The following is a 21,216-nucleotide window of genomic DNA, read 5'->3' as shown; positions in this document are numbered from 1 at the left end:
ACAAAGAGTAAGTTGTTCCCCTTTATTTGTAAGCTTGATGCAGACGAGGAAGTGGAAGACCTGAAGAATTGGGAAAAAGCGAATCCATCTATCCGCCATAATGAAGAACTGTTCGAAACGATGCGGGAAGAATGGAACGATTGTCAAACCTCTATCCCTATGCATACAGAGTTTATGACGAAGCGCATGAACATCCCAAGGGCGCTGTCTCAGCATAAAATTGCAACGTACGATGATATTCTAGCAACAGATCAACCTTTACCCGCAGATTTACAGCACTACGAGTGTGTCGGAGGCGTTGATTTTGCAGAATTACGAGACTTCTGTTCCGTAGGATTGTTATTTAAATGTGGCGGGAAACGATATTGGATCCATCATACCTTCATCTGGCATGGTGCACTCAAAATGCAAGATATTAATCCAGATATCATCGATATCGGAGTGGAAAAGGGTCTATTCACGATTGTGTATGATAAAGAAATCAAACCAGAGCGAGTTGTGAATTGGTTTCTTGAGAAAGCAGCAGAATATGATATCAAATCCATTGCGATCGATAAGTTTCGTTCCGTTATTTTAAAACCATTACTAGAACAAGCTGGATTTCATGATCGTGTTCAGATTGTGAGGCGTGGACAGTATGTGCATGCCATGCTGGATCCCTTGATTCAGCACTTATTTATTAACCATATGATTGTGTTTCATGATGACCCTGTTATGCGTTGGTATTGCGGGAATATTTATATCGATGAGTTAGGGAATGGCTCAAAAGAATATAAAAAGATAGATGCTGTCAAACGAAAAACGGACGGCTTTTTTGCGTTCACACATGCTTTAAACTTTGATGGTGAATTAGAAGAGTATCCAGCGGATATGAAGGGAATGAGCGTGTGGACATATTAAAGGAGGAGAGAACGTTGAGATTTTGGAATGTCATCGGTCATTTCTTTAAGAAAGATGGAGAAACAGTAGATGTGGAGGTATCTAACCGGCGGTTACGAGTGGAGACAGCCTATAAACGATTATATGTCGATTCGGCAATTGATTTGATCGCACGTAGTTTGGTGGGGTGTGAGTTTCAAACGTATCGAGATGGTAAGACCATAAAAAGTTTCAATTATTATCAGCTGAATGTTTCACCAAATAAGAATGAAAGTGCGTTCGAGTTTTGGCACAAGGTCGTTTCCAATCTTGTGTACCATAACGAGGCGCTTATTTTATTTCATCAGGGTGGGTTATGGGTAGCCGATTCTTTTTTTCGAGACACTTCGCAAGGATACCGGGACTATACGTACAAAAACGTAGTGGTGAACACGGAAATGGTATCCAGAACCTACAGAGAACAAGAGGTTTTGTACTTGAAACTTGCGGAAACCTCTATCAATGAGGTCATCTATAATTTGTATCAATCCTATGGAGAGTTATTATCTAAATCCATTCTTAATTATAAAGCAAATGGACAGAAGCGTTACTTAGAGCCTGTTTAGAGTCTCACCTTTTTATTAAAATAGCGATAAATCCTAGGATAACCATTTGTTTACTTGTTTCTAGTTTTCTCTCTACATTTTTGAACAATCGTCTGTATTTTTCTAATCAAGCAAATGAGCGCTCTACGATCCATCTTTTAGGGATTGCTTGAAATTGATGCAATTCTGACCGCTTGGCAACTTGTACTTCAGCATTCAATAGCTTTTGAATTTCTTTTTGAAACTTTTCCCCTGTGTATTCACCATCCGTAAGGATGGCTTCTATTGTTTCTTTCAATTCAGGATATTGTTCGTACATTTCGAGTGCGCCTTTTCGATCTGTGATATTGGCAGTGGATTTGCTCCATTTTGCATAGTAGCGATAAACATTTTGCCATTTTGGATAATCTTTTGGTAAAGCACGCCACTGACAGCCTGTACTCAGGACATAGAGTAGTTCATTTGACTTGTCATTGACAGTCACTTGCCCAAAGCATACTCCATTTGCTTTTGACCAAGCGGAAAGAATATGATTTGCTTTTTGATCTTTTGACGCATTACCGCGCATTGTTTTCCCATCAATATTGATGATTTTATTTATAGTGGAATCATTGGTTTTTATAAAAAACTGATTCCAATTTGTTTGCAGCTCATAAAGATATGTTGGATCGACTAATTGTAAGACACGGCCAATCGTATCATGAGGAGGCATACCATTTGGAAAAGAAAGATATTTTGCTAATGTCTCTGCATGGCATTCACCAAAAAATTCGATATCGACCAGTGTGTCTGCACCCGCAAGGGTGGCAATCAGGACAAGCCCAATTACATCCTGTAACGTATGTTTTACTTTATGTTGTTGTCTCGGATCTTCAATTTGAATTGTCTTCATAAAATTTTTCATGTTGCCATCTATCCTTGCACTTTTCCTTAAGAATAGCGCGTATATAACATCGGCTCAATATTTTTTCATGCGATTGTCCTGATAAGTTTGCGGATTGAAATACATAATTCCTTACCATGTAATAACAACTAGGGAGGCACTTACATAAGTGATTTAACGGATCTAGTTAGAGTAGAAGGTTCAAAATTGTCGGGTCCAAATTGCTAAGTTCGAAAGGCACATGTCTTATCATTGCAAGGCGTTTTGACCAGGTTAAACAAGGGGGCTATTGGTAAGAGTAGAATTGAAAGAATAAGGTGGATGGCTTGAATCGGTGAGATTATATAATTTCCAATATATGACTACATATAAATAGAGGAGCTTCAACTTATTTTCAATATGCTTGCGGCTTAACTCGATGATTATATTGTCACGGAGCGTTTTTACCTAGAATATATCTTCTCAAACTGACTGATCATATTGTGCAAATTCCTTTATTATTTTTTCTATCTGTAACAAAAAAGAATGATATTGTGGATGTTCCCTTACTTTAAAAAATAAAGTTCGGATGAAATTTTTTACATTTGCGCATAAAGCGAAATATTCAGGTAACGAGAGTTTTTTCTTAATTTGAGGTAAACGTTGTATTTTTTTATCCACTAGGGAAATAAATCGATCACTTGAAAATCCATGGTGAATCATTGCCAACAGTGGTGTAGCTATCCTTTCTTCTTCATAATAATGATAAATGTTATCATGTATAAAAATTTTATTTACTAAACAATGGATGATTTCTTCTTCATAATGTCCCATCATTTTAGGGTGTAATGCTATTGCATGTAATGCGTCTGCGCCATGTGCGATGGCGTGAGCCCACCCCTTGTCCGGTATATAGCTTCGATAATCTGTTTCTACGTTCATATATTGAATGAAAGCATCCTTTATTTTATATAACATTTCATCTGATAACGAAACATGTGTATGGTCAAATTGTATGATAAGAGCCATTAATAATGCCGTATAGGAGCGTGTAAACACACTGTCTGTTCCTGGCTGCGTAATATCCAAATATAAAAAATCATCGTGTAGACACGTTGTTGCTAATACTTTTATATGCTCTATGGGCAGGAACCCTTTTTGAATGATATAAGCAAAACATTTATAGAGTAGCATTTCTCTCATATAACGATCTGGTGTACCAATATGTTGCAACATTTGCAGGGTCAGTTCTTGTAGATCTATATGTTGAATCTGCATATAATCATTTTGTTGAAGTTGTTCTAAACCTTGTTGCAGTTCCATTCTATCCATGCCCATGCCTCCTCCAATCTCATGCTCATTCACCTTATCTCACCTCTTTGTCAACCCTTTTTCGGGCTTTTGTTTGATATACAGTATACGAGTATAGGCTTTTTTACATTCACAATATGTGCTTTTTCCCCATTGTGTATCGATTCTTCTGGAGAGGCTTTATATAACTGTACAAATTCTTATTCATATGCTTGGAATAAACATGTATTTTCTGTGTGGTGCGAGATGGAATCTGTAGTACTTAAACCGCAAGAGGGTTCACATATTTTCTTATTTTAAATCGTAAAGACTACATTATGAGGTGTTTTGGGCGGTATGACAGACATTTTCTGAATGAATTAGCCAGGTTTATAGACTGATTATTCTGACTATATTTTAGAAAAATAGAAAAGGTAAGCTTCTGTTAGACTTGAAGTAATAGTATTTACCATGTAGATAAGGGGGATAGATATGTCAGTAACTGTAAGGAATGAAGAAATTACACGTGTATTGAATAGCTGGTACGTTGAAATTCGTTCTAGGCATATCGCAAAAGCTCATCGAATCAAAGAACAACTTGATAGTATGGTTGAACAATTGAAATGTGAAGAACAGGAGTCATTACAAGATCAAAATCTATTATTATATTATTCGCTTCTTGATTTTAGATATCATTACCTCATAGATAATATGAGTGTATCAAAAGATAGTTTCAATAAAATCGAGATGTTTGAAAAACCACCAGAAGCATTCTTAGCGTATTACTATCATTTTTTTAAAGCGATGCACATGAGTGTTATCGGTAGTTATACAGACGCTCGGGAGCACTTTGAGAAAGCGGAGACGCTGCTGCATCATATTCCTGATGAAATGGAAAAAGCGGAGTTTTACTATAAATATGGATCGTTTCATTTTGAAGTACAGCAGACTCTTTTAGCGATTAAACAAGTTACGCGAGCGAAAGAGATTTATAAGCAGCATAGAGGCTATGAAACAAATGTTGCATTTTGTGAAAACCTTCTAGGATTAGCTTGTGTGTATGTAAAGGAATGGGGATTGGCTGAAGAACATTTTACGGCTGCAATGGATCAATTTAGAAAAATGGATGAAGACTATTATATGTTAATGGTCCGACATAATTTAGGTTGGTTGTACGCGAGTCAAAATTTATCTACCCTAGCTATTCGCTATCTTTCAGAAGTAGTAAAGCAGTCACCTAATCATTATAAGGCTATGTATGTAAAGGCAAAGGAGCATTTTAAGTTGGAAGAGTATGAACTGGCTGAAGGTTTGATAGAGCGGGGGCTGCAAATTAGTAGTGAATTGGGACAAGAAGAGTATCAACATAGAAATCGAATTTTAAAAGAAATGAACAATCAAGCATCGGCGAATCAGTTGGAACAAGTTGTGTTGGCAGGAAATCATTATTTTGAGCGAGAAGAACTGTACGATAATGCGCAAGAAAATTACGAATATTTAGCGATTAGATTTTACAAAGAGGATGAATATGAAAAAGCGAGTAAATATTTTTATCTCAGCACATGTGCAAGGAAAAAAGCATGGGAAAGGGAGGGGTTAAAATGAAGCGGATGTGGGGTAGTTTAATCGGAGTAATGGTCATTTCAGTGCTGACTCTAGGTCTGGTGAATGCGGTAGAAGTCAAGCAATCCACTGAATATAATCACAAGATGTCTGAAGGCGATCATCATTAATGGAGTGATAAAAAGCATGAATCAGAACAAGCACCTAAACATAAACAAGGTGCTTGTTCGTATAATTTTCTAAATCATATAGATATGGAAAGGTATGTAGAGGAGTAGAGTTTTTTTACGAAATAAGTTCGCCATCCTCACCAAAATCATAATCTTGTCCATCGATATGTTGTTTTCCTTTTTGTACTACACCATATTCATTATAATAAATCGTAAATTCTTTATCGCTACCGTCTCTTTTGAATGTCTGCCACCCAGTAAAAGCGGCTCCATCAGGACCAAATTCGTGTTTTTGATTGTCTAATACCCTTGCTTCATCTTGTAATCGTTTGCCACCCTCCAAATAATAGTTTTTTCCATCAATGATGTGCCAGCCTGTTTGTAAAACACCGTATTCATTATAATAAACCGTTTTCTCTTTATCGCTACCATCTCTTTTAAATGTTTGCCATCCGGTAAAAGCGTTTCCATCAAGGTCAAATTCGTGTTTTTGATTGTTTAACCACTTCACTTTGGCCTCGGCCATTACACCGTCATTGCCATCAAAGTAATGGTATTTACCATCTGTTTTTTTCCATCCTTTGTATTTGATTCCATCTTCATCAAAATAATACGTTTTACCGTCGATTTTGGTTAGTCCTTTTGCCATTACACCATCTTTATTGAAATAAGACCATGTCCGGTCACTATTCCATTGTAGCCATCCTGTATGCATCGTACCATCTTCATTAAAGTAGTATTGTTTATCATTCTCTTGCAAAGTCCATTTATGTGTGGACCCATCTTCATCAAAATAATATTTCTTCCCATCAATTTCCTTCCAACCACGTTGTGTTACTCTGTCTTGTTCTACTTGTTCTTCTGCTGCGAATGTTTGGGAAGGGATGAGTGACGATGTCCCGAGCATACCTGTTAATGCACAGGCTGTAAGAATTGCTTTAGATGTATTCATATTGTTTCCCTCTTTCTATAGAATTTCCTATGTAATAAACTAGTATAACTACAATGGTTTATTTAGTTTTTTATCATAACATGTTTTTTTGTTCATTTATACAGGGAATGTCATCCAAATATAGTGTTTATTTATTATTTTATGTTCTGAAAAGTCTGATTTTTAATTCGTGTTTTTATTGCGTAAATATAGATTTTCGAATATGCTAAAATTACACATTGTATAGAGTCATATGTCTGCATTGTGAGAGGGAATATTTCACAACAGAATAAACTTTATACATGCGATGGCCTCATCCTATATGTGATCAACCTTATTAATTGGGAGATAACAAGGGTGTCTATTTGAGTTAGGTAAAGGGGGCAAGGCGTGTGTGGTATGGCACTTGAGTGAAAAAAAGAGGAGTGGAGCGGATATGAATCCGAAGCAAACGATAATGAAGGTAATGGCAACAGCTGTAGTCGTCAATGTATGTTCAATGGTATCAGTTAATGCTGCTCATGCGGATTCGAGTCGCTTAGATACAGTGGATATTGGAAAGAATGCAAAAATCTATAATAGCTTATCTACGATTCAGGATGAGGCGTCACAAATCAAAACGTCTTTGCATATTTCATTTATTGATGATCCCAATAGTGATAAGCAAATTGCTGTTTTGAGTACAGAAGGAAGCAATATTGCGGCAGGGAAGAAGGTTATTCCAAAAAAAGGGGAAGATGGTTCTGAGGCTGGGTATAAGAGTGCCATTTTGCAATGGGCATCCTCGTACCATGTATCTTTTGAAATGATAGATGGAAAAGCGAAATTTTACAAGGTAGCTCCAGTAAACACAATTGATAGTAAAAGTGTAACTTCGACTGTTGGATATAATGTAGGTGGTGATGTGACAGCATCTGAAACGCCGAGTGGGAAAATTACCGGAGGCGCTACATGGTCCACATCGGCCTCCTATAATCAGGCTGATTATAAAACCATATTGGATGTGGACACAGATAAAAAGGTGCAATGGAGAGTTCCTTTTGTATCAGCTATGAACCAAGGATATGGTCCGTATACCCAAGATTCTGATGAACATCTATACAATGGGAATCAATTATTTATGAAGTCACGTAACGGGTCTGATTACGCGAAGGATAATTTTATATCAAGTGATCAAATGCCATCTCTTGCATCGTACAGCTTTTCTCCCGGTATGATTGCGGTTATCACAGCAGAGAAAGATGAAAATGTATCTGAGGTGAAAGTAAAATATGAGCGGACATCTGATAACTATTGGATGGATTGGTATGGTGGGTATGGAAATAGGCATGGTTGGGGCGTGATTGGTTGCTGGATGGGAACAAACTTCAAGGAACAATACCAAGTTCATTCTACCAATCAATATAAGATTGATTGGAAAAATCATAAATTAATAGAAAAAAATTGATGTTTGGAAAATCCCAACCAAATCACGTACTTGTATCTTACAAGGTAGGCGTGTGGTGGAGGAGCTTAAAATTATTTCTGTATACACATCAAATTGAATAGATATTTAGAAAGTATGGATGTGTAAAAGGAATTGTTTGAATTTATAAAAAATAGTGAAGCCCCCCTTTATCTAACTCAAGTAGACAATGCTAGACGCGAACATAAATTGGCGAATATTGTTAGTAGTGTGATACGGAAAAGTTTGTTACAGTGATGTTATTCATCTAGGAACTATATAAACTTAAAAGGTTTCTGTAGAGTACAGTTGTAATAGAAAAAAAGAAGTAAAACGTATATAACACCAAAATATATAATATGAGGAGAGAAGAACATGAAAAAATTTATACCGAAAGTTTTGACGACAGCAGCGCTAATTGGTTTGATTGGGGCGCCGATTGTGGGAAGTCCGTTAACGGCTCATGCGGCTGGAGAGCAACATGAGAAACCAAATGAGAAACCAAATGAGGAGAAGGAGGGTAAAAAAGAAAGTAAAACAGAAATCGAGAAAGAAATAAAGGATTTGGGTGAATTTGAAACCCTAAATGCAAAGTATTATAGTGAAAAAATTTTACCGGATTTATGGAAAATTGAAGAGTTTCTTAAAAAGGATAAGATAGAAGATGCAAGGACAATGCTAAAAAAAGTTCAATTAACTGTAACTTTAAAAAATAAAGGAGAACTTTCGGACAGTCAAATAGATATTGTGATGTCCCTAAAGGGTAGTATAAAACCAGGGGACTATGAGAGGTCTCAAGCTAAACTTGCAGATAAGAACATTTCTCCAAAAGAACGTGAAGACATTGAGGGGGAAATGGATAAAATGGCAATATATCAAGCTTTATTTAATAAAGGTAAGATTCCAAATGGTATAGATTTAAAAATAGATGCACAGAAATTACAAAAAGAAGTCGCAGAATTAAAAAATATTCCAGATTCTTTTAAAGAACGTAATATAAAAATTCAAGAATTCAAAACGCAAACGCCTATGGATTTAAATTTAACAGCAGAAGAAAAAAACAAATTTGAGAAAAAAGCTACTAAGCTCGCCTCACAATATATGGAGTATATGAAGCTAATACCGGACCAATCGGAATTGGGATCTTTGATAGGTAAAATCGGATTTAAAAGATGGATGAAAAATTCTGAGCGATTAAAAAAGGATTTTACACCAAAATCTGAAAAGGAATTGTTGGAACAAAAAATAGGTGGTCTTAAAGCAGATATTAATACAGCCAAGGAGAATCCTGATTTACAGGACAAGGTGAAGGAGTGGGAGCAGGAACTAAACGAGCTTATAAAAAGAAGAGGAGAAGGCTGAGGCATACCGGAAGAGGGCTATAAAGGAGATCGAAGACACGATTTCACCTCAAATTACTAAGATAGCATTAATCGAAGAGCTATATAAGTCCCACTTATATTTTCGACATCACCATATGATGTTTAAAACATCCAATAAATCGTTAGGACTTACATCCAAATGAATTTAGCATGGTGAATTTTTAAAGAGGACTTATATATCAAAACTTAGTGTTGAAGACCGGGATTTCGATACGAAGGTGGAAGATATAAAGGCATACGGTGGTTTTGTAGCTAGAATGGGACTGAATGAACAAGATGTTGATAGACAAATTACGAATGAACAAAAAGATGCTGTAACTAAAGTTGTAAAAGAAGGAAATGATATAAAAGAAGTAATGAGAATTGTTCAGAAAGTAAGAGGTCTTAATGAACAAGGACTAAGTAAAAAAGAATTGAAAAGTCCAAAAAGTCTTATATTTTCAGAGGATAATGACAGTGAATTAGAGCTTAAAAAAGAGCTTGGGGGTGAGCTTGATGTTGAGTTTGAGAACGATCTTGAGAAAAAACAGGCACTTGGATATACAAAAAAGTAGGCAAAGGACAGCCGTCTTCTTTTTACTTTGAGTCAGGCAGGCTTTTTTGATGGGGCAGATAGGATGTCTAATCCATCAGGGAATTTAAAGAAACGTTTGGAAGAGGTTCAAGATATGCTGATGAAAAAAATAAAGAACATTGACAACCAATTGAACCGTGATTACTATCAAAAGGAATATGATAGAATGATGTCTGAATTGTCAGGAAAGACGGAGGATATCACGGGGTACGATTTGAAGTTTGAAAAAATGTCAAAACTGTTAAGTGCAATTAATGGAATAAAAAAATAATGTACTGAATATGAAGGATGTTTTCGCTTGTATGTATGAATTGAATAAGGAGCAAGCATAATTTAAAAAGAGAAAATATTGTGTATGACGGTGAGTAAAGTGCATGTTATAGTTATATAAAAGCCTGAGACCACCTTCACAAAGGAGAAGGTGGTCTACAGGGTGAATGTATCGTATGCGAGGACATTAATGAATCGTGGAGCATGTGACTAATATATGTGGTGATTCCTGAAAGTATGCTTTTAAAGATGAGGGAGAATAAAAATACTTCTCCAGTAAAGAAATAACCGTTGTGTATGTGTTTACGGCAGCATGTACTGAAAAATTGATTGTTTGGAGAAAATATAGAAAGGGAAAAGAGCTAATCGCCTACATATAGTAGGTGGTTGGATTTTTTTGTAGATGTACTTTGTCAGTGCCCTCTACTTTTCCAAATATACTTCTTCATAAGTATTCTACATTTATGTAGCTCTGGATAGTATACTAGTGGTTAGCTGATGTTCAATTTTTACAAACGCCTTAGGATAAAATCGAAATGGGATTGGATGTTTGTCCAGAGGGAGAGAACGATGTGACGGGCTGTTCATTTTGTACTAGTATTACGTCGTTTTCAAGAGAATGTAAACCATGAACGCTGAAAACTCACTTCTTTAGAGGAAGGTGGAGAGTAATGGAAGCGAGTAACTTTTAAAACCGAATGCTTTAGCTGTGGATATTTCAAACATTATAAATATGTGAATTTTCACTTATATAAAGATGCGCACATACCATTATTTGGAATGTTATTACAACTTGACATGGAGCCTTTATGGGCGTAACTATCACTCCATACAAAGTTGTAATAAACTAAAAAAAGAAAAAATGTACATTCTTAAACAATCATATTTGTACATGTCCAAATAATCATTTGCACTACATTACAGAAGGGACTGCTATTAAATAGAGTCCCTTTTTGTGTATCATGCGCGTTGTGAGTGGAGTACTGGCGTTTTTACTCCGCTTCTTTACAATGGACCTCGGGAAATCCTAAAAAGAAGATGTAAAATTAGTATGTCCGGGGGATTTATATTATATACACAAACAGCTAAAAGGTAATCTTTTATATTATATCATGCACTACTTTCATTTTGTATGAAACAATATATAAAAATTCTGAAAAAACAAATTAGAAGATGCCTAAGTAGCATGTGTTGCTATCTGTTCATAAAATGAATAACAGGCGAAGAGGATGTTTATAAGTTGGAGTCCTCTTTGAGGGTTACATGAAAAGGAGGGGGAAAATGGAAACGAATACGAATATTACAATTCAGCAACAGCCAAATCAAGTGAATAATAGAAGAGAAGAGGAGTGGCAAAGTCAATCTTGGTTTTTTTGGGGGATTTTACTGATTATATTGATTTTATTCTTTTTGACAAGACAAGATTATGGTTCTTACCCAGCCTATGCCCAGGCAGCGTCGTTACCGGCTACTCCGGTACAAATGAATGTGATTCACGATAAATTGTACCTTGTGAATGGAAATACGGGAGTTATATCAGTTGTAGATACGAAAACAGATCAGTTAAAAACGATGTTACCTTTTCGATAGATAATGGCCACATTTTGTGTGATGACTTGTGATATGGCTGATCCTTTGTGTGAATGAAAGGATAGCCATATTTTTTATGAGAGAGCGATGTAGTGATGTTTCTGGAAAATCTGGTTGATAAACAGTATTACATAAGAAAGTAATCGTATATACAAGTGTATAAAGTAATTTCGTTTGTGGAACACTTTACGTACCGCTTTCTGGCGTATCTACGCTAGAAAGGAAGAAATCAACCTTTTGTAACCCCTGAGAACATACGCGAACTATGTTTGTTTTGTATGCCCCTAAATGAAAAACTTCTTACGTTATGCATCACGACATAAATATTACATGATGGAAATATAATAATAAACGGTATGTTTGGTTTTATTGGGCAACACTTCAATCATACTGTTTTGGATACAAATCATCTGGAAAAAATATGATGATTTGCGAGTTATTACATGTAGTCATTTGAAATATAAATTGATATACTAGATTGACGACAAGGAACAGAAAAAACTTATAAAGTTTACTTGGTTTATTGGAGAATACAACCATAGAGATATAACGGATAGAATATGGTTTTCGAATACGATAAAAAATAAAAGACAATACCGTATAGGGCAGCTAAAGAGGCATATCATTACGTTCAGATTATGATTGTTTTCGTTGTATATAAGGATTGTCTTATTTGTATATCTGTTCCGTGTTCTATTCGTTGAAGGGTCTCGTATGGTGGTACAAACAACTAGAATGTGCAGCAAGATAGAGCTTAAAAATATAAGATAAACAGGGAGGAAATACAGGATGAAGTTAAATAAAGTGTGGAAATGTTTAGCGACAACAGCTTTAATGAGTCAGTTGGTCGTAAGTACAGGTACAACAACGGCATTTGCGGCAACAAACCAGCCAACGCAAAATGAGGCAGGTGTGAAACAAGAAGGAACAAAAAGCATGCCAGGACATGGTTTAGTAGGGTATTACTATAAAGATGCGGATTGTAAAGAGCTTGTTATGATGTCACGTGTTCAGGATGGGAATATCCAGCTTAAAAAAGAGGGGATATCAGATCTACTTCCGGAGCAAAACCAACAGATTCAATCTGCAGTATGGAAAGGCCTAATTGAACCAACAGAGAGCGGGGAATACACATTCTCAACGTCTGATAATCAACATGTTCAATTGCAGGTAGACGGAAAAGACCTTATCAAACAAGAAGATATGAAACAATCTGTGAAATTAGAAAAAGGAAAAACATACGTTCTGCAAATGAAGTATACAAATCCGCAGCCAGGTCAAGGAGATACGCTGTTAGATTTACAACTGTCTTGGTCAAAAGATGGTGGCACAAAAGTAGTGATTCCGCAGGAGAATTTATTACAATCAAAAAGCACGGAGAAAACAAAGCAACAAAATGGGCCGAAACGTGTGAAGAAAAGCGCAGATGCAGATAAAGAAGATCTAACAGATACAGGTCATAAGGGTATCCCGGATGAGTGGGCACGAAAGGGTTATACATCAAAAGGACATCAGATTGTACCGTGGCCAACAGATGAAGAACAGGCTAAACGATGGGAAATCATGGGCTTCAAAAAATATGTATCGAATCCGTATGAGGTAAGTACGACTGGAGATCCTTATTCAGATGTAGATAAAGTGACGGGCAATATTGATGAGGCTGTTGCAGTGGAAGCGCACGATCCACTTGTGGCAGCGGTACCTGTTATTTCTGTCGATATGACGGATTATATGATTACGCCTATTATCAATGGGCATGCAGATGAGTCTAAGTCAGAGACAAAGCATACGTCTGAATCGGATTCGAAAACAGGAACATGGCATTTGGATGGAAAGATTTCTGCAACTGTTGAAGCGAAAATCGGTCTATTTGAGTGGGGGAAAGCGTCTGGTACATTTGAAATATCTGGTGGGTATAGCCAAGCATCTACACATTCTACATCGACAGGGAAAGATGCAGGAGATTCCCACAGTTCAGGTTCAAGTTGGAGTACATTAGATTCTGCAGCGGTAAATACGAATATTCGCTATTATAATGTAGGGACAGCACCTATGATGCAGGTCAAGCCGACAATTAGTTTTGCATTAGGTGATATGGCAATTGCGACGGTAACAGCGAAAGAGAATCATATTGCCAATGTGTTAGCACCAGGGAAACAGTATGGTCCCATTGCATTAAATAAAATGGATGATTTTGGTTCCGGGCACTTTACGCTCAATAAGGACCAATTAAATATAATTGAAAAGGGCGAAAAACCATTTATATTACGTACAGAGCAAGTGGATGGGAAAATTAATCGGAAAACTTCTGCAGGACATAAGGAATCATCGGATTCATCAGAGTCTTGGAGCAACTATTATGAGGGTGTTTTGAATAAAACTGCGAATATTATTCTGGATACAGGAGATCAAATTTTAGATCGCCGAGTAGCGGCAAGAGATTTTGAGAATCCAGAGGATGGAGCACCTACCTTAACAATTGGACAAGCGATTCAAAAAGCATTTAATGCCAAAATGGATAAAGACGGTCACTTATATTACACAGATAAGAATGGTAAGAAAATACTATTGGATGAGAATGCGATTTCCATTATGTATGGGAAAGGGACAGAAAAGACCCCAGGAATGGATACAGCGGCAGAGATTCAAAAGCAGTTAGAAAAACAAAAAGATGAAAAAGAGAAAAAAGTGTACAACATGAAACTGAAACGTGGGATGACAATTGTTTTGAAAAAACCTGTATTTTATGATGATTTTGATCAAATCCATCAGGAATGGAAAAATACAGATATCGATCAAGGTACTGGTGTAAATGGAAATGCTGGAAGAGTCACACCAGGTGTAAGAGGAACGACAACAATTAAAGGCCTAAAACCATATACAACTTACACGATGGGAGCATATGTAAAAACAACAGGTGAGAAAGGCCAGGTGCAGTTTATTGCGGGATATGATGAGAGTAATTCATTAGATTTAAATAATAAGTATCAATATGCAGAGTGGTCGTTTACAACGGGAGAAAAACCACAAGACGTTGAAATAGGGATGCAAGCTTATAATGATAAAGTATGTTTTGATAATGTCAGATTGACAGAATTAAATACCCTTTCAGTGGGTGAAAAAGAAAAACTAAAAAAACAAATGGGATGGGGCACTGTTGATGGTAAAAAGGTTTACTATCATGAAAATGGCTCTAAGGTAAAAGGATGGAAAGAGATTGAAGGGAAAAAATATTACTTTGACAAAGATGGTTTTATGCATCAATGGACGTTGCATGAAAATGGGAAACAGTATTACTTTAATGAAGACGGTACAATGCATATAGGTTGGTTAACCTGGAATAGTGATCAGACAAAATCATATTTTAACGAAGATGGTTCTCTGATAACAGGTGGTTGGAAAGAGATTGAGGGTAAAAAGTATTACTTTGATGGAGATGGGAAGGTAAAAAAAGGGCCGTTCAACGTGGATGGAAACCTTTGTTATACTAATGAAGATGGGAGTCTTAACTTTTTCTTTCAACCAAAGGATAATCAAATGGGACCTCAATATTCACCAGATAAATTAGAAATTCCAAAAGTAACGAGGGTTACAGAGATAGAAGAAAAAGCGATAAAGGATGGACATCAATTGGATTCGTGGAAAGGTGGAGGTGAAGATTTTAGGGGGATAGTATTTAAACAAATACCACCTGCAATTTTACAAAAAATCAAGAAATATAAAATTTGTGTCAATAACGGCCCTTTAATACTCGGTTACGACAGAGATACTGTTGAAAAAAATGGGAGAATAGAAATTCCGTTTGATCACGCTGCACCAAATTCTTTAATAGAGGTTTGGGCAGTAACAGATGGTGGACAAGAAATTCAAGTGTTAAAAAGTTGGACGAAAGACTGACTTTTAGAATAGGTACGTTATAGTAAATAAGGTGATAAAGGCTCAGTGTATTCAATTCGTAAATGAAGGACATGAGATATATTGAGCCTTTACTAGATTTGTAAATATTTCAAATTATATAAAGAGAGGAAAAAATAACATGAACAAATTTATACCCAAAGTACTGACGACCGCGGCAGTAGTAAGTATGTCGGCAGTACCTGTTGTGAGCCCATTAATGGTTCATGCACAAACAGAAAAAAAAGAAGAAAAGAAAGAAGAAGTTAAGAAACGTTTTGATGAAGCGTATAAAAAGTTAGAAAATTTGAAATTACCACCACAAGAATATCATGAAATTTTGGGAAAAGTAACGAAGTTAGAAACGGAAAATGAAAATTTCGAAAAATTACAAGGTATAGATGTAAAATTAAAGGAGATTGAAGATCTTATAAAAGAGAAAGAAGAAGGAAAAAACAGAGAAAGGTGAAGAAAGAGGGAAAGCCGAGAGAGAAATTGAGAAAAGAATTAAAAAGAAAGAGAAGTATATAACAGATAATAAGGATGACGTACTTAGTGCCGGTGTGCAGCTAGCGGAAGACGCGGTAAAAAGTGATAAGATAAAACTAGAAGTAATTAAGTATTTAAGTACTGAAAAAGCTAAAGAAAAACTCTCACCGAGTCAAATCAATATTGTGGAAAATGTGCTTCTACTGGATATAAAACCAGGTGCTTATGAAAAGTTTAAAGATCATAGCATCTCTCAAGAAAAACTTTTAGGAACTGAGGAGAAGCTTGATAAATTGGCAATATATCAAGCTTTATTTAATGCCGATCTGATTCCACATGGGATAGACTTCAAAATAGATGAAAAGAAAATACTAGAAGAGTTACTAAACGCCGTTCCAGATAAAAATGGAGATCGTATTTCAATGAATAATGAGTCTGTCACAGAAGTAGCAGAAGGGAAATATTATTTACTTTAATAAGGATGGTTCGCTTTATGTGGGGAAATCGATTCAAATAATAGATAATAAATTTGTCCTATTCAATGAAAAAGGGAATTCTACTAAATTTTGGGGTGAAAATAAGAGTGGTGGGTTTGAACTCCATAATCCGCATCCTCTTTCTGAATGGAAATAGGGCATATAATTTAGGATATTAAAGTTGGAAGATAGAGAGTATGTACAAATTTGCATAGTAACTACTCATGTAACGAGAGTCATAGCATTAAAATGACTTTGAATGAGTAGTTACTGTCTTTTAAAAATCATATAAAGAGAGGATAAAATAACATGAAAAAATTTATACCGAAAGTATTGACGACAGCGGCGTTAATTGGTTTGATTGGAGCGCCGATTGTGGTAAGTCCGTTAACGGCTCATGCGGCGCCAGGAGTTGAAACGCCACATGATAAAAAGACAGAAGATAAAAAGAAAGAAGAAGAGAAAAAGAAAAAAGAAGCAAAAAGTGAGACAGAAAAAAAGAATCAAATGATTAAGGATATAACAAAACTTTATGAAGAAATAGTTGATAAGACCAGCAGCCATCTATCTGTAGAAGAAAAAGAGAAAATAATGAAAGAGTTAGATAAACTTGATCACATAAGGAAAACAATGTCATTTCATTCACTTGAAGAGATTAAAAAAAATCTTGATGATTGGAAAGAGAGAAATAAAAAAATAGTAGAGAAAGGTGAAGAAGGAAGTAAAGAAGAGGAAAAAATTGAAGAGGAAATCAAAGAGGCAGAGAAGAAGATTAAAGATGATAAGGCTCTTATAGAAGATAATAAAGAGATTTTTTCAGAAGAACAAAAGAGGGTTGCGGAAGAAGAGCTAGCAGCAGACAAAAAAGAAAAAGCAAAGAAGGAAGACAAATTACAAGTGAACAGTAAAAAAAATAAGATGCTTAGGGAATGGAAAATGGCAGTAACGCCGGCAGAGTACGTTGAACTCTTAAAAAAAGCTGAGACGGTAGTAAAAGATTTTGGAGAAGGAAAAAAAGAAAAAAATGAGGTACTTAAAGATCTTGAGGCAATAGAAAAAAGTGTCCTTCCTAAAATGAGAATTTATGATATCTATCAGTATCTGCTTGAAAAAGCAAGTAATTCGCAGGACGAGGGTTTTAAAAATAAAGTGGTGGACTTCAAAAATAGTTTGAAGGAATTCCAGGATAAAATGAATAGTACGAAGATAGAGGATAAAACAGAAATGGGAGAAAGAGAAAAAGAATTAGAAAAAATTGATAGAGCGATGGCACCTTATATACAGAAACAGGAATTAAGGGTCGATTTAGAGTATGCAAATATAAGTGATATGCAAAGGAAGCAGCTTTTAGATGAAAGAGATAAGCTTGACCCAGAGAGCAGTGAATTTTCAGCGGATATAGAAAAGATTCGAGATGAGTTATTAATTAAAGAAGAATTGCCTGGAATGGAATCAGAAAAAATAGAGAAGATTCAAAAGGCGTTGGGTGGTGTGACTAGTCGAGGGGTTAAAGAAAAAATAGTAGAGGTGGCGAAGGAAATCCAATCAGGAAAAAGTCCTGAAGAGCTATATGTACAAAGCGAGAGAAGTATGGAAGAGAAATCGGCGAGTGTATTTGATTCGCACAGAACTTTTAGTGCGGTATATGTATTACAGAAAACGGGTTTTATGAATCTTGATGAGAAGAAAATTTCAGAACTGAGGGAAAAGCTAAAAGAAAAACTAAAAATGGACGCTAATAATCAGGAGGAAGTAACTCGAATTACCAACAGTATAAAAAAGAAAATCACGGAATTGAAACGGGATGGTATAAAGAAGCGCTCAACAGCTGAATTACAGGATATAGAGAGAATATTTGAGAATACACTGAAGAAAAAAGAGGATTTGATGATAAAATATTTAGAGCTATATGAGATTTATAATTCTCTTTAAAATGTTCGGGAAAACCAAACAGTTAAATGAGGCGTAGTTGTTAATAAAATGCATTGAGTGTGTATTTCAAAAAATTGATTAATATAGTGAGCATGCCTGGTGAGAAAAGCCAGGCATTTTTTCGTTTTGTATCATTAACTCACCACAAGTATATTTATTGATAAGTAATCTGTGGTGCTAGTTGAAATGTATTAGGGTGTGTCTAAAAACTATTGTTCATTGCGTCAATCGAAAAATAGCAGCGACATAAACAAATGCTTGATTTTATTAAAAAAACATTCTACTACATGGCGTTCTTTATACAAATACCAATCAACATTCCAAGGAGTTTTCGCATTTGATTTGGGCGGAATTGTATAGGTTGCTTCTTGATTGGTAATATATTCACGAATTGTTCGAGAGCCATAAGCCTTGTCACCAAGGATGTTACTGTCTTTAATTGAAATGTTATCCAACAGTTCGCAAACGGGAGTACTATCAAAAATATTTCCACCAGTCAAATGAAACAAAATGGGGTTGCCTAAACCATCCACAATTGTATGGATTTTGGTGGTTTTTCCACCGCGACTCGTGCCAATATGTTGATGCAACTCATGGTTTATGGCCTTTTCTTTGCACCCGCACTATGCTGATGCGCTTTGATACTGGTTGAATCTATGCTGAGATTTTCAAAATCCGGATCAGCATTTAATTCTTGAAAAATAGTCAGTAAGACACCTTCATCACGCCATTTACAGAAGCGAGCATACACGGTTTTCCATAAGCCGTAATGGTCCGGCAAATCACGCAGCTATCCATAAAATAGCATTGAACAGTTGACGATTACTTCTTTTAGGCGGACGACCAGTAGAATACGGTGGGAAAAAATCTTTTATTTATTCCCATTGTTCATTTGTAAGTTCGTAGCGTCATAGAAAATACCTCTCTCTAAATGGTTTGAGTATGAGGTAACCCTACCATAGAAATAGTTTTTAGATATTGTCTACACAAAGGTATAACATCTGTTAAAATATAATCAAAAACATATTGGAGATGAATTAGCTATGAGTAATCCATATAACAGACATGATTTAACAGATGAGAATTGGAATAAGTTAGAACCATTAATTACCCAGCTGCTTGGAGAATGGGGAGGTTGTAACGCCAACGATAATCGTCTATTGGTTAATGCCTGTTTGTGGATTATTCGTACAGGTTCTCCATGACGAGATCTACCGAACAGATACGGGAAATTTAACACTATATACCATCGCTATAATCCATGGTGCATAAAGGTATTTGAGATAAGCTCCTTACGGAGCTAATAGACGAATCAGATTATGAATGGTTAATGATTGATGGTTCTCATTGTAAAGTACATCCACACGCGGCAGGAGCCGTTGGTGGAAATCAAGACATGGGACGCACAAAAGGGGGCTAAACACGAAGACTCATCTAGTTGTAGAAGTCAAGAAACCCAATAAAATTCATGATTACTGGTGGTCAAGTATCTGCTTTTACAGAAGTTGTCCATTTGATTACAGGATTGAAGGCAGAACATCTTATAGCTGATAAAGGTTATGATTCTGATGAAATTGTTCGCTTTGCCAAAAAACAAGGAATGAATCCTGTTATTCCACCTAGAAAAAATAGAAAAAAACAACGTGAGTATGATAAACATCTTTACAAACTGCGACATCTTGTTGAGAATGCCTTTTTGAATCGTGGCATTGCCACGCGTTATACAAAAACCACGTCTGCTTTTAGAGGTGCCATTACCTTGGTTGCTATTTTTTAGTGGTTGCAACTCGTGTAGATATTATCTAATCGGAGGGAAGGTTCCTAACAAGAATCCCCTCTTTTTTTTTCATGTAGTAAGACTTGTAAAAATGCATCCCAATTTGGGATAATTAAAATTGCTGTAGTCAAGAGTTTTATTTCCCACAAGCTCTGTAAAAGTATGAATTCCCAAAAAATACACATACTATAATTAAAACAAAATGGGAGAGCATACAATGAAAAAAGCTATAGCTCGTCAAAATCACAGTAATCCTCAAAAAGCAGCATTCATAATTGGAAAAATGTATACAACGCAAGGATATTCCCCAGAAGAAATCGCGAAATTGACGGGGCTAACCATCACAGAAGTTTTAATTCAATTAAAGTTAGTTTAGTTATAATTGCGATACTAAGCACCTTCCACATTTACGCTTCTAATTGCTACGAAAGTAATACAAAACTATAACACCACAGACATCTTTAATATAACCCCATCTCATCAGCTTCTTCTGCAGATATTTTATCAAATATACCTGATAGAAGCGACTTGCTTATTGGATTTGTGGAGGATACGGTGGAACGGTCTTCTTCTAGCCAATTATAAAATATACCACCATCAGTGCATACAGTTGTCTTACGTTTTTCAAGAATATGCTTCTCTCTAAAGCTATCGATGTAATCATAGACCATCTTTTTGAACGTGCGTGTAAAATAACCAATCGGATTTTTCATCAAAGTACCGTTATGCTCAAATTTCTGTGTTTTAGAGAACAGGACAGAAGAAGCATTCGCAAGAAGGTTGTGAAATACATCGGTATCCGCTAGTAAATTAAATTTCTTAGCAGCTTTCTTCGCAATGTTTCTGGCATTTTGGAATGATTCATTAATTATTTTAGGGCCAAAAGCAGTTTGTAATTTCATACGCATAGATTGCGGTACACGGTAATCGATGAAATCTTTATCATTTACATGAGATTGAATATCGTCCTCTTTACGTATATGTATATCTTTTATATTTTGTTTTAAAGAAATAGTATTTGTTTTCTTGGTAGGACACTTTTCAGTCATTTCGGTAGGGGTCTTGTCGGACACTTCTTCTACAATTGGTTGAATGATAATCGCATTGGC

General features: G+C 35.9%; 19 protein-coding genes and 1 pseudogene. 15 read left to right on the top strand and 5 right to left on the bottom strand.

Features of this window, described 5'->3' with window-relative positions; genetic code table 11:
* Positions 1-900 (top strand): terminase TerL endonuclease subunit (locus tag ATL10_RS28730; protein ID WP_258375826.1); only part of this gene is annotated, 900 nt, incomplete at its 5' end.
* Between the two features lie 14 nt (positions 901-914).
* Positions 915-1,484, top strand: a complete 570-nt coding sequence (locus ATL10_RS28725) for a phage portal protein (RefSeq protein WP_181419355.1) — start codon at positions 915-917, stop codon at positions 1,482-1,484.
* Between the two features lie 106 nt (positions 1,485-1,590).
* Here ATL10_RS28725 and ATL10_RS28720 read toward each other — a convergent pair whose 3' ends face one another.
* Both ATL10_RS28720 and ATL10_RS28715 read right to left on the bottom strand, forming a co-directional pair.
* Positions 1,591-2,355 (bottom strand): ISAs1 family transposase, encoded by a 765-nt coding sequence (locus ATL10_RS28720; protein WP_181419354.1) that lies wholly within the window; start codon positions 2,353-2,355, stop codon positions 1,591-1,593.
* Between the two features lie 453 nt (positions 2,356-2,808).
* Positions 2,809-3,657: a DUF2785 domain-containing protein gene (locus tag ATL10_RS28715; RefSeq protein ID WP_110498056.1), complete on the bottom strand. Its 849-nt coding sequence runs from the start codon at positions 3,655-3,657 to the stop codon at positions 2,809-2,811.
* Between the two features lie 450 nt (positions 3,658-4,107).
* On the opposite strand from ATL10_RS28715, the gene ATL10_RS28710 reads away from it, so the two are divergent.
* Entirely contained in the window at positions 4,108-5,220 is a 1,113-nt protein-coding gene (locus ATL10_RS28710) for a response regulator aspartate phosphatase (protein ID WP_110498048.1), read from the top strand.
* A complete protein-coding gene (locus tag ATL10_RS32055; protein ID WP_258375825.1) occupies positions 5,217-5,348 on the top strand; it encodes a hypothetical protein in 132 nt (43 codons plus the stop codon). The genes ATL10_RS28710 and ATL10_RS32055 overlap by 4 nt, the downstream gene beginning before the upstream one ends.
* Positions 5,349-5,463: 115 nt before the next feature.
* Here ATL10_RS32055 and ATL10_RS28705 read toward each other — a convergent pair whose 3' ends face one another.
* Positions 5,464-6,300, bottom strand: coding sequence for an N-acetylmuramoyl-L-alanine amidase family protein (locus ATL10_RS28705; RefSeq protein WP_110498046.1), 837 nt, complete (start codon positions 6,298-6,300; stop codon positions 5,464-5,466).
* Positions 6,301-6,715: 415 nt separating this feature from the next.
* Here ATL10_RS28705 and ATL10_RS28700 point away from each other — a divergent pair, with 415 nt between their 5' ends.
* The 9 genes from ATL10_RS28700 to ATL10_RS28660 all read left to right on the top strand — a co-directional run bounded on the left by ATL10_RS28700 (position 6,716) and on the right by ATL10_RS28660 (position 18,330).
* A complete protein-coding gene (locus tag ATL10_RS28700; protein WP_110498054.1) occupies positions 6,716-7,726 on the top strand; it encodes a beta-channel forming cytolysin in 1,011 nt (336 codons plus the stop codon).
* 372 nt (positions 7,727-8,098) lie between these two features.
* On the top strand, positions 8,099-9,085 hold the full coding sequence (locus ATL10_RS28695) for a hypothetical protein (RefSeq protein ID WP_110498043.1): 987 nt from the start codon (positions 8,099-8,101) through the stop codon (positions 9,083-9,085).
* Between the two features lie 238 nt (positions 9,086-9,323).
* Positions 9,324-9,659: a hypothetical protein gene (locus tag ATL10_RS28690; RefSeq protein WP_110498041.1), complete on the top strand. Its 336-nt coding sequence runs from the start codon at positions 9,324-9,326 to the stop codon at positions 9,657-9,659.
* Positions 9,660-9,722: 63 nt separating this feature from the next.
* On the top strand, positions 9,723-9,950 hold the full coding sequence (locus ATL10_RS28685; RefSeq protein ID WP_110498039.1) for a hypothetical protein: 228 nt from the start codon (positions 9,723-9,725) through the stop codon (positions 9,948-9,950).
* A gap of 1,280 nt (positions 9,951-11,230) precedes the next feature.
* Entirely contained in the window at positions 11,231-11,539 is a 309-nt protein-coding gene (locus ATL10_RS28680) for a hypothetical protein (protein ID WP_110498037.1), read from the top strand.
* Between the two features lie 789 nt (positions 11,540-12,328).
* Positions 12,329-15,436: a binary toxin-like calcium binding domain-containing protein gene (locus ATL10_RS28675; RefSeq protein ID WP_110498035.1), complete on the top strand. Its 3,108-nt coding sequence runs from the start codon at positions 12,329-12,331 to the stop codon at positions 15,434-15,436.
* A gap of 139 nt (positions 15,437-15,575) precedes the next feature.
* Positions 15,576-15,902, top strand: coding sequence for a hypothetical protein (locus tag ATL10_RS28670; protein ID WP_110498033.1), 327 nt, complete (start codon positions 15,576-15,578; stop codon positions 15,900-15,902).
* A gap of 94 nt (positions 15,903-15,996) precedes the next feature.
* Positions 15,997-16,398, top strand: coding sequence for a hypothetical protein (locus ATL10_RS28665; RefSeq protein WP_110498031.1), 402 nt, complete (start codon positions 15,997-15,999; stop codon positions 16,396-16,398).
* A 309-nt stretch (positions 16,399-16,707) separates the two neighbouring features.
* On the top strand, positions 16,708-18,330 hold the full coding sequence (locus ATL10_RS28660) for a hypothetical protein (protein WP_110498029.1): 1,623 nt from the start codon (positions 16,708-16,710) through the stop codon (positions 18,328-18,330).
* 224 nt (positions 18,331-18,554) lie between these two features.
* Here the strand turns inward: ATL10_RS28660 and ATL10_RS28655 are convergent, their stop codons facing one another.
* Positions 18,555-18,920, bottom strand: a complete 366-nt coding sequence (locus ATL10_RS28655; RefSeq protein ID WP_181419353.1) for a transposase — start codon at positions 18,918-18,920, stop codon at positions 18,555-18,557.
* Between the two features lie 453 nt (positions 18,921-19,373).
* Here ATL10_RS28655 and ATL10_RS28645 point away from each other — a divergent pair.
* A pseudogene (locus ATL10_RS28645) lies at positions 19,374-20,107 on the top strand (IS5 family transposase).
* Between the two features lie 217 nt (positions 20,108-20,324).
* On the top strand, positions 20,325-20,483 hold the full coding sequence (locus tag ATL10_RS31455) for a hypothetical protein (RefSeq protein WP_181419352.1): 159 nt from the start codon (positions 20,325-20,327) through the stop codon (positions 20,481-20,483).
* Positions 20,484-20,568: 85 nt separating this feature from the next.
* On the opposite strand, the gene ATL10_RS28640 is transcribed toward ATL10_RS31455, so the two are convergent.
* On the bottom strand, positions 20,569-21,216 hold a 648-nt coding region (locus ATL10_RS28640), incomplete at its 5' end, for a cytosolic protein (RefSeq protein ID WP_110498023.1).

Origin of the sequence: Bacillus sp. 196mf (assembly GCF_003217275.1) — a bacterium.
Lineage (GTDB): Bacteria > Bacillota > Bacilli > Bacillales > Bacillaceae_G > Bacillus_A > Bacillus_A thuringiensis_S.
Note: the sequence above shows the minus strand (reverse complement) of the source record. Positions and strands in the feature narration are given on the sequence as shown.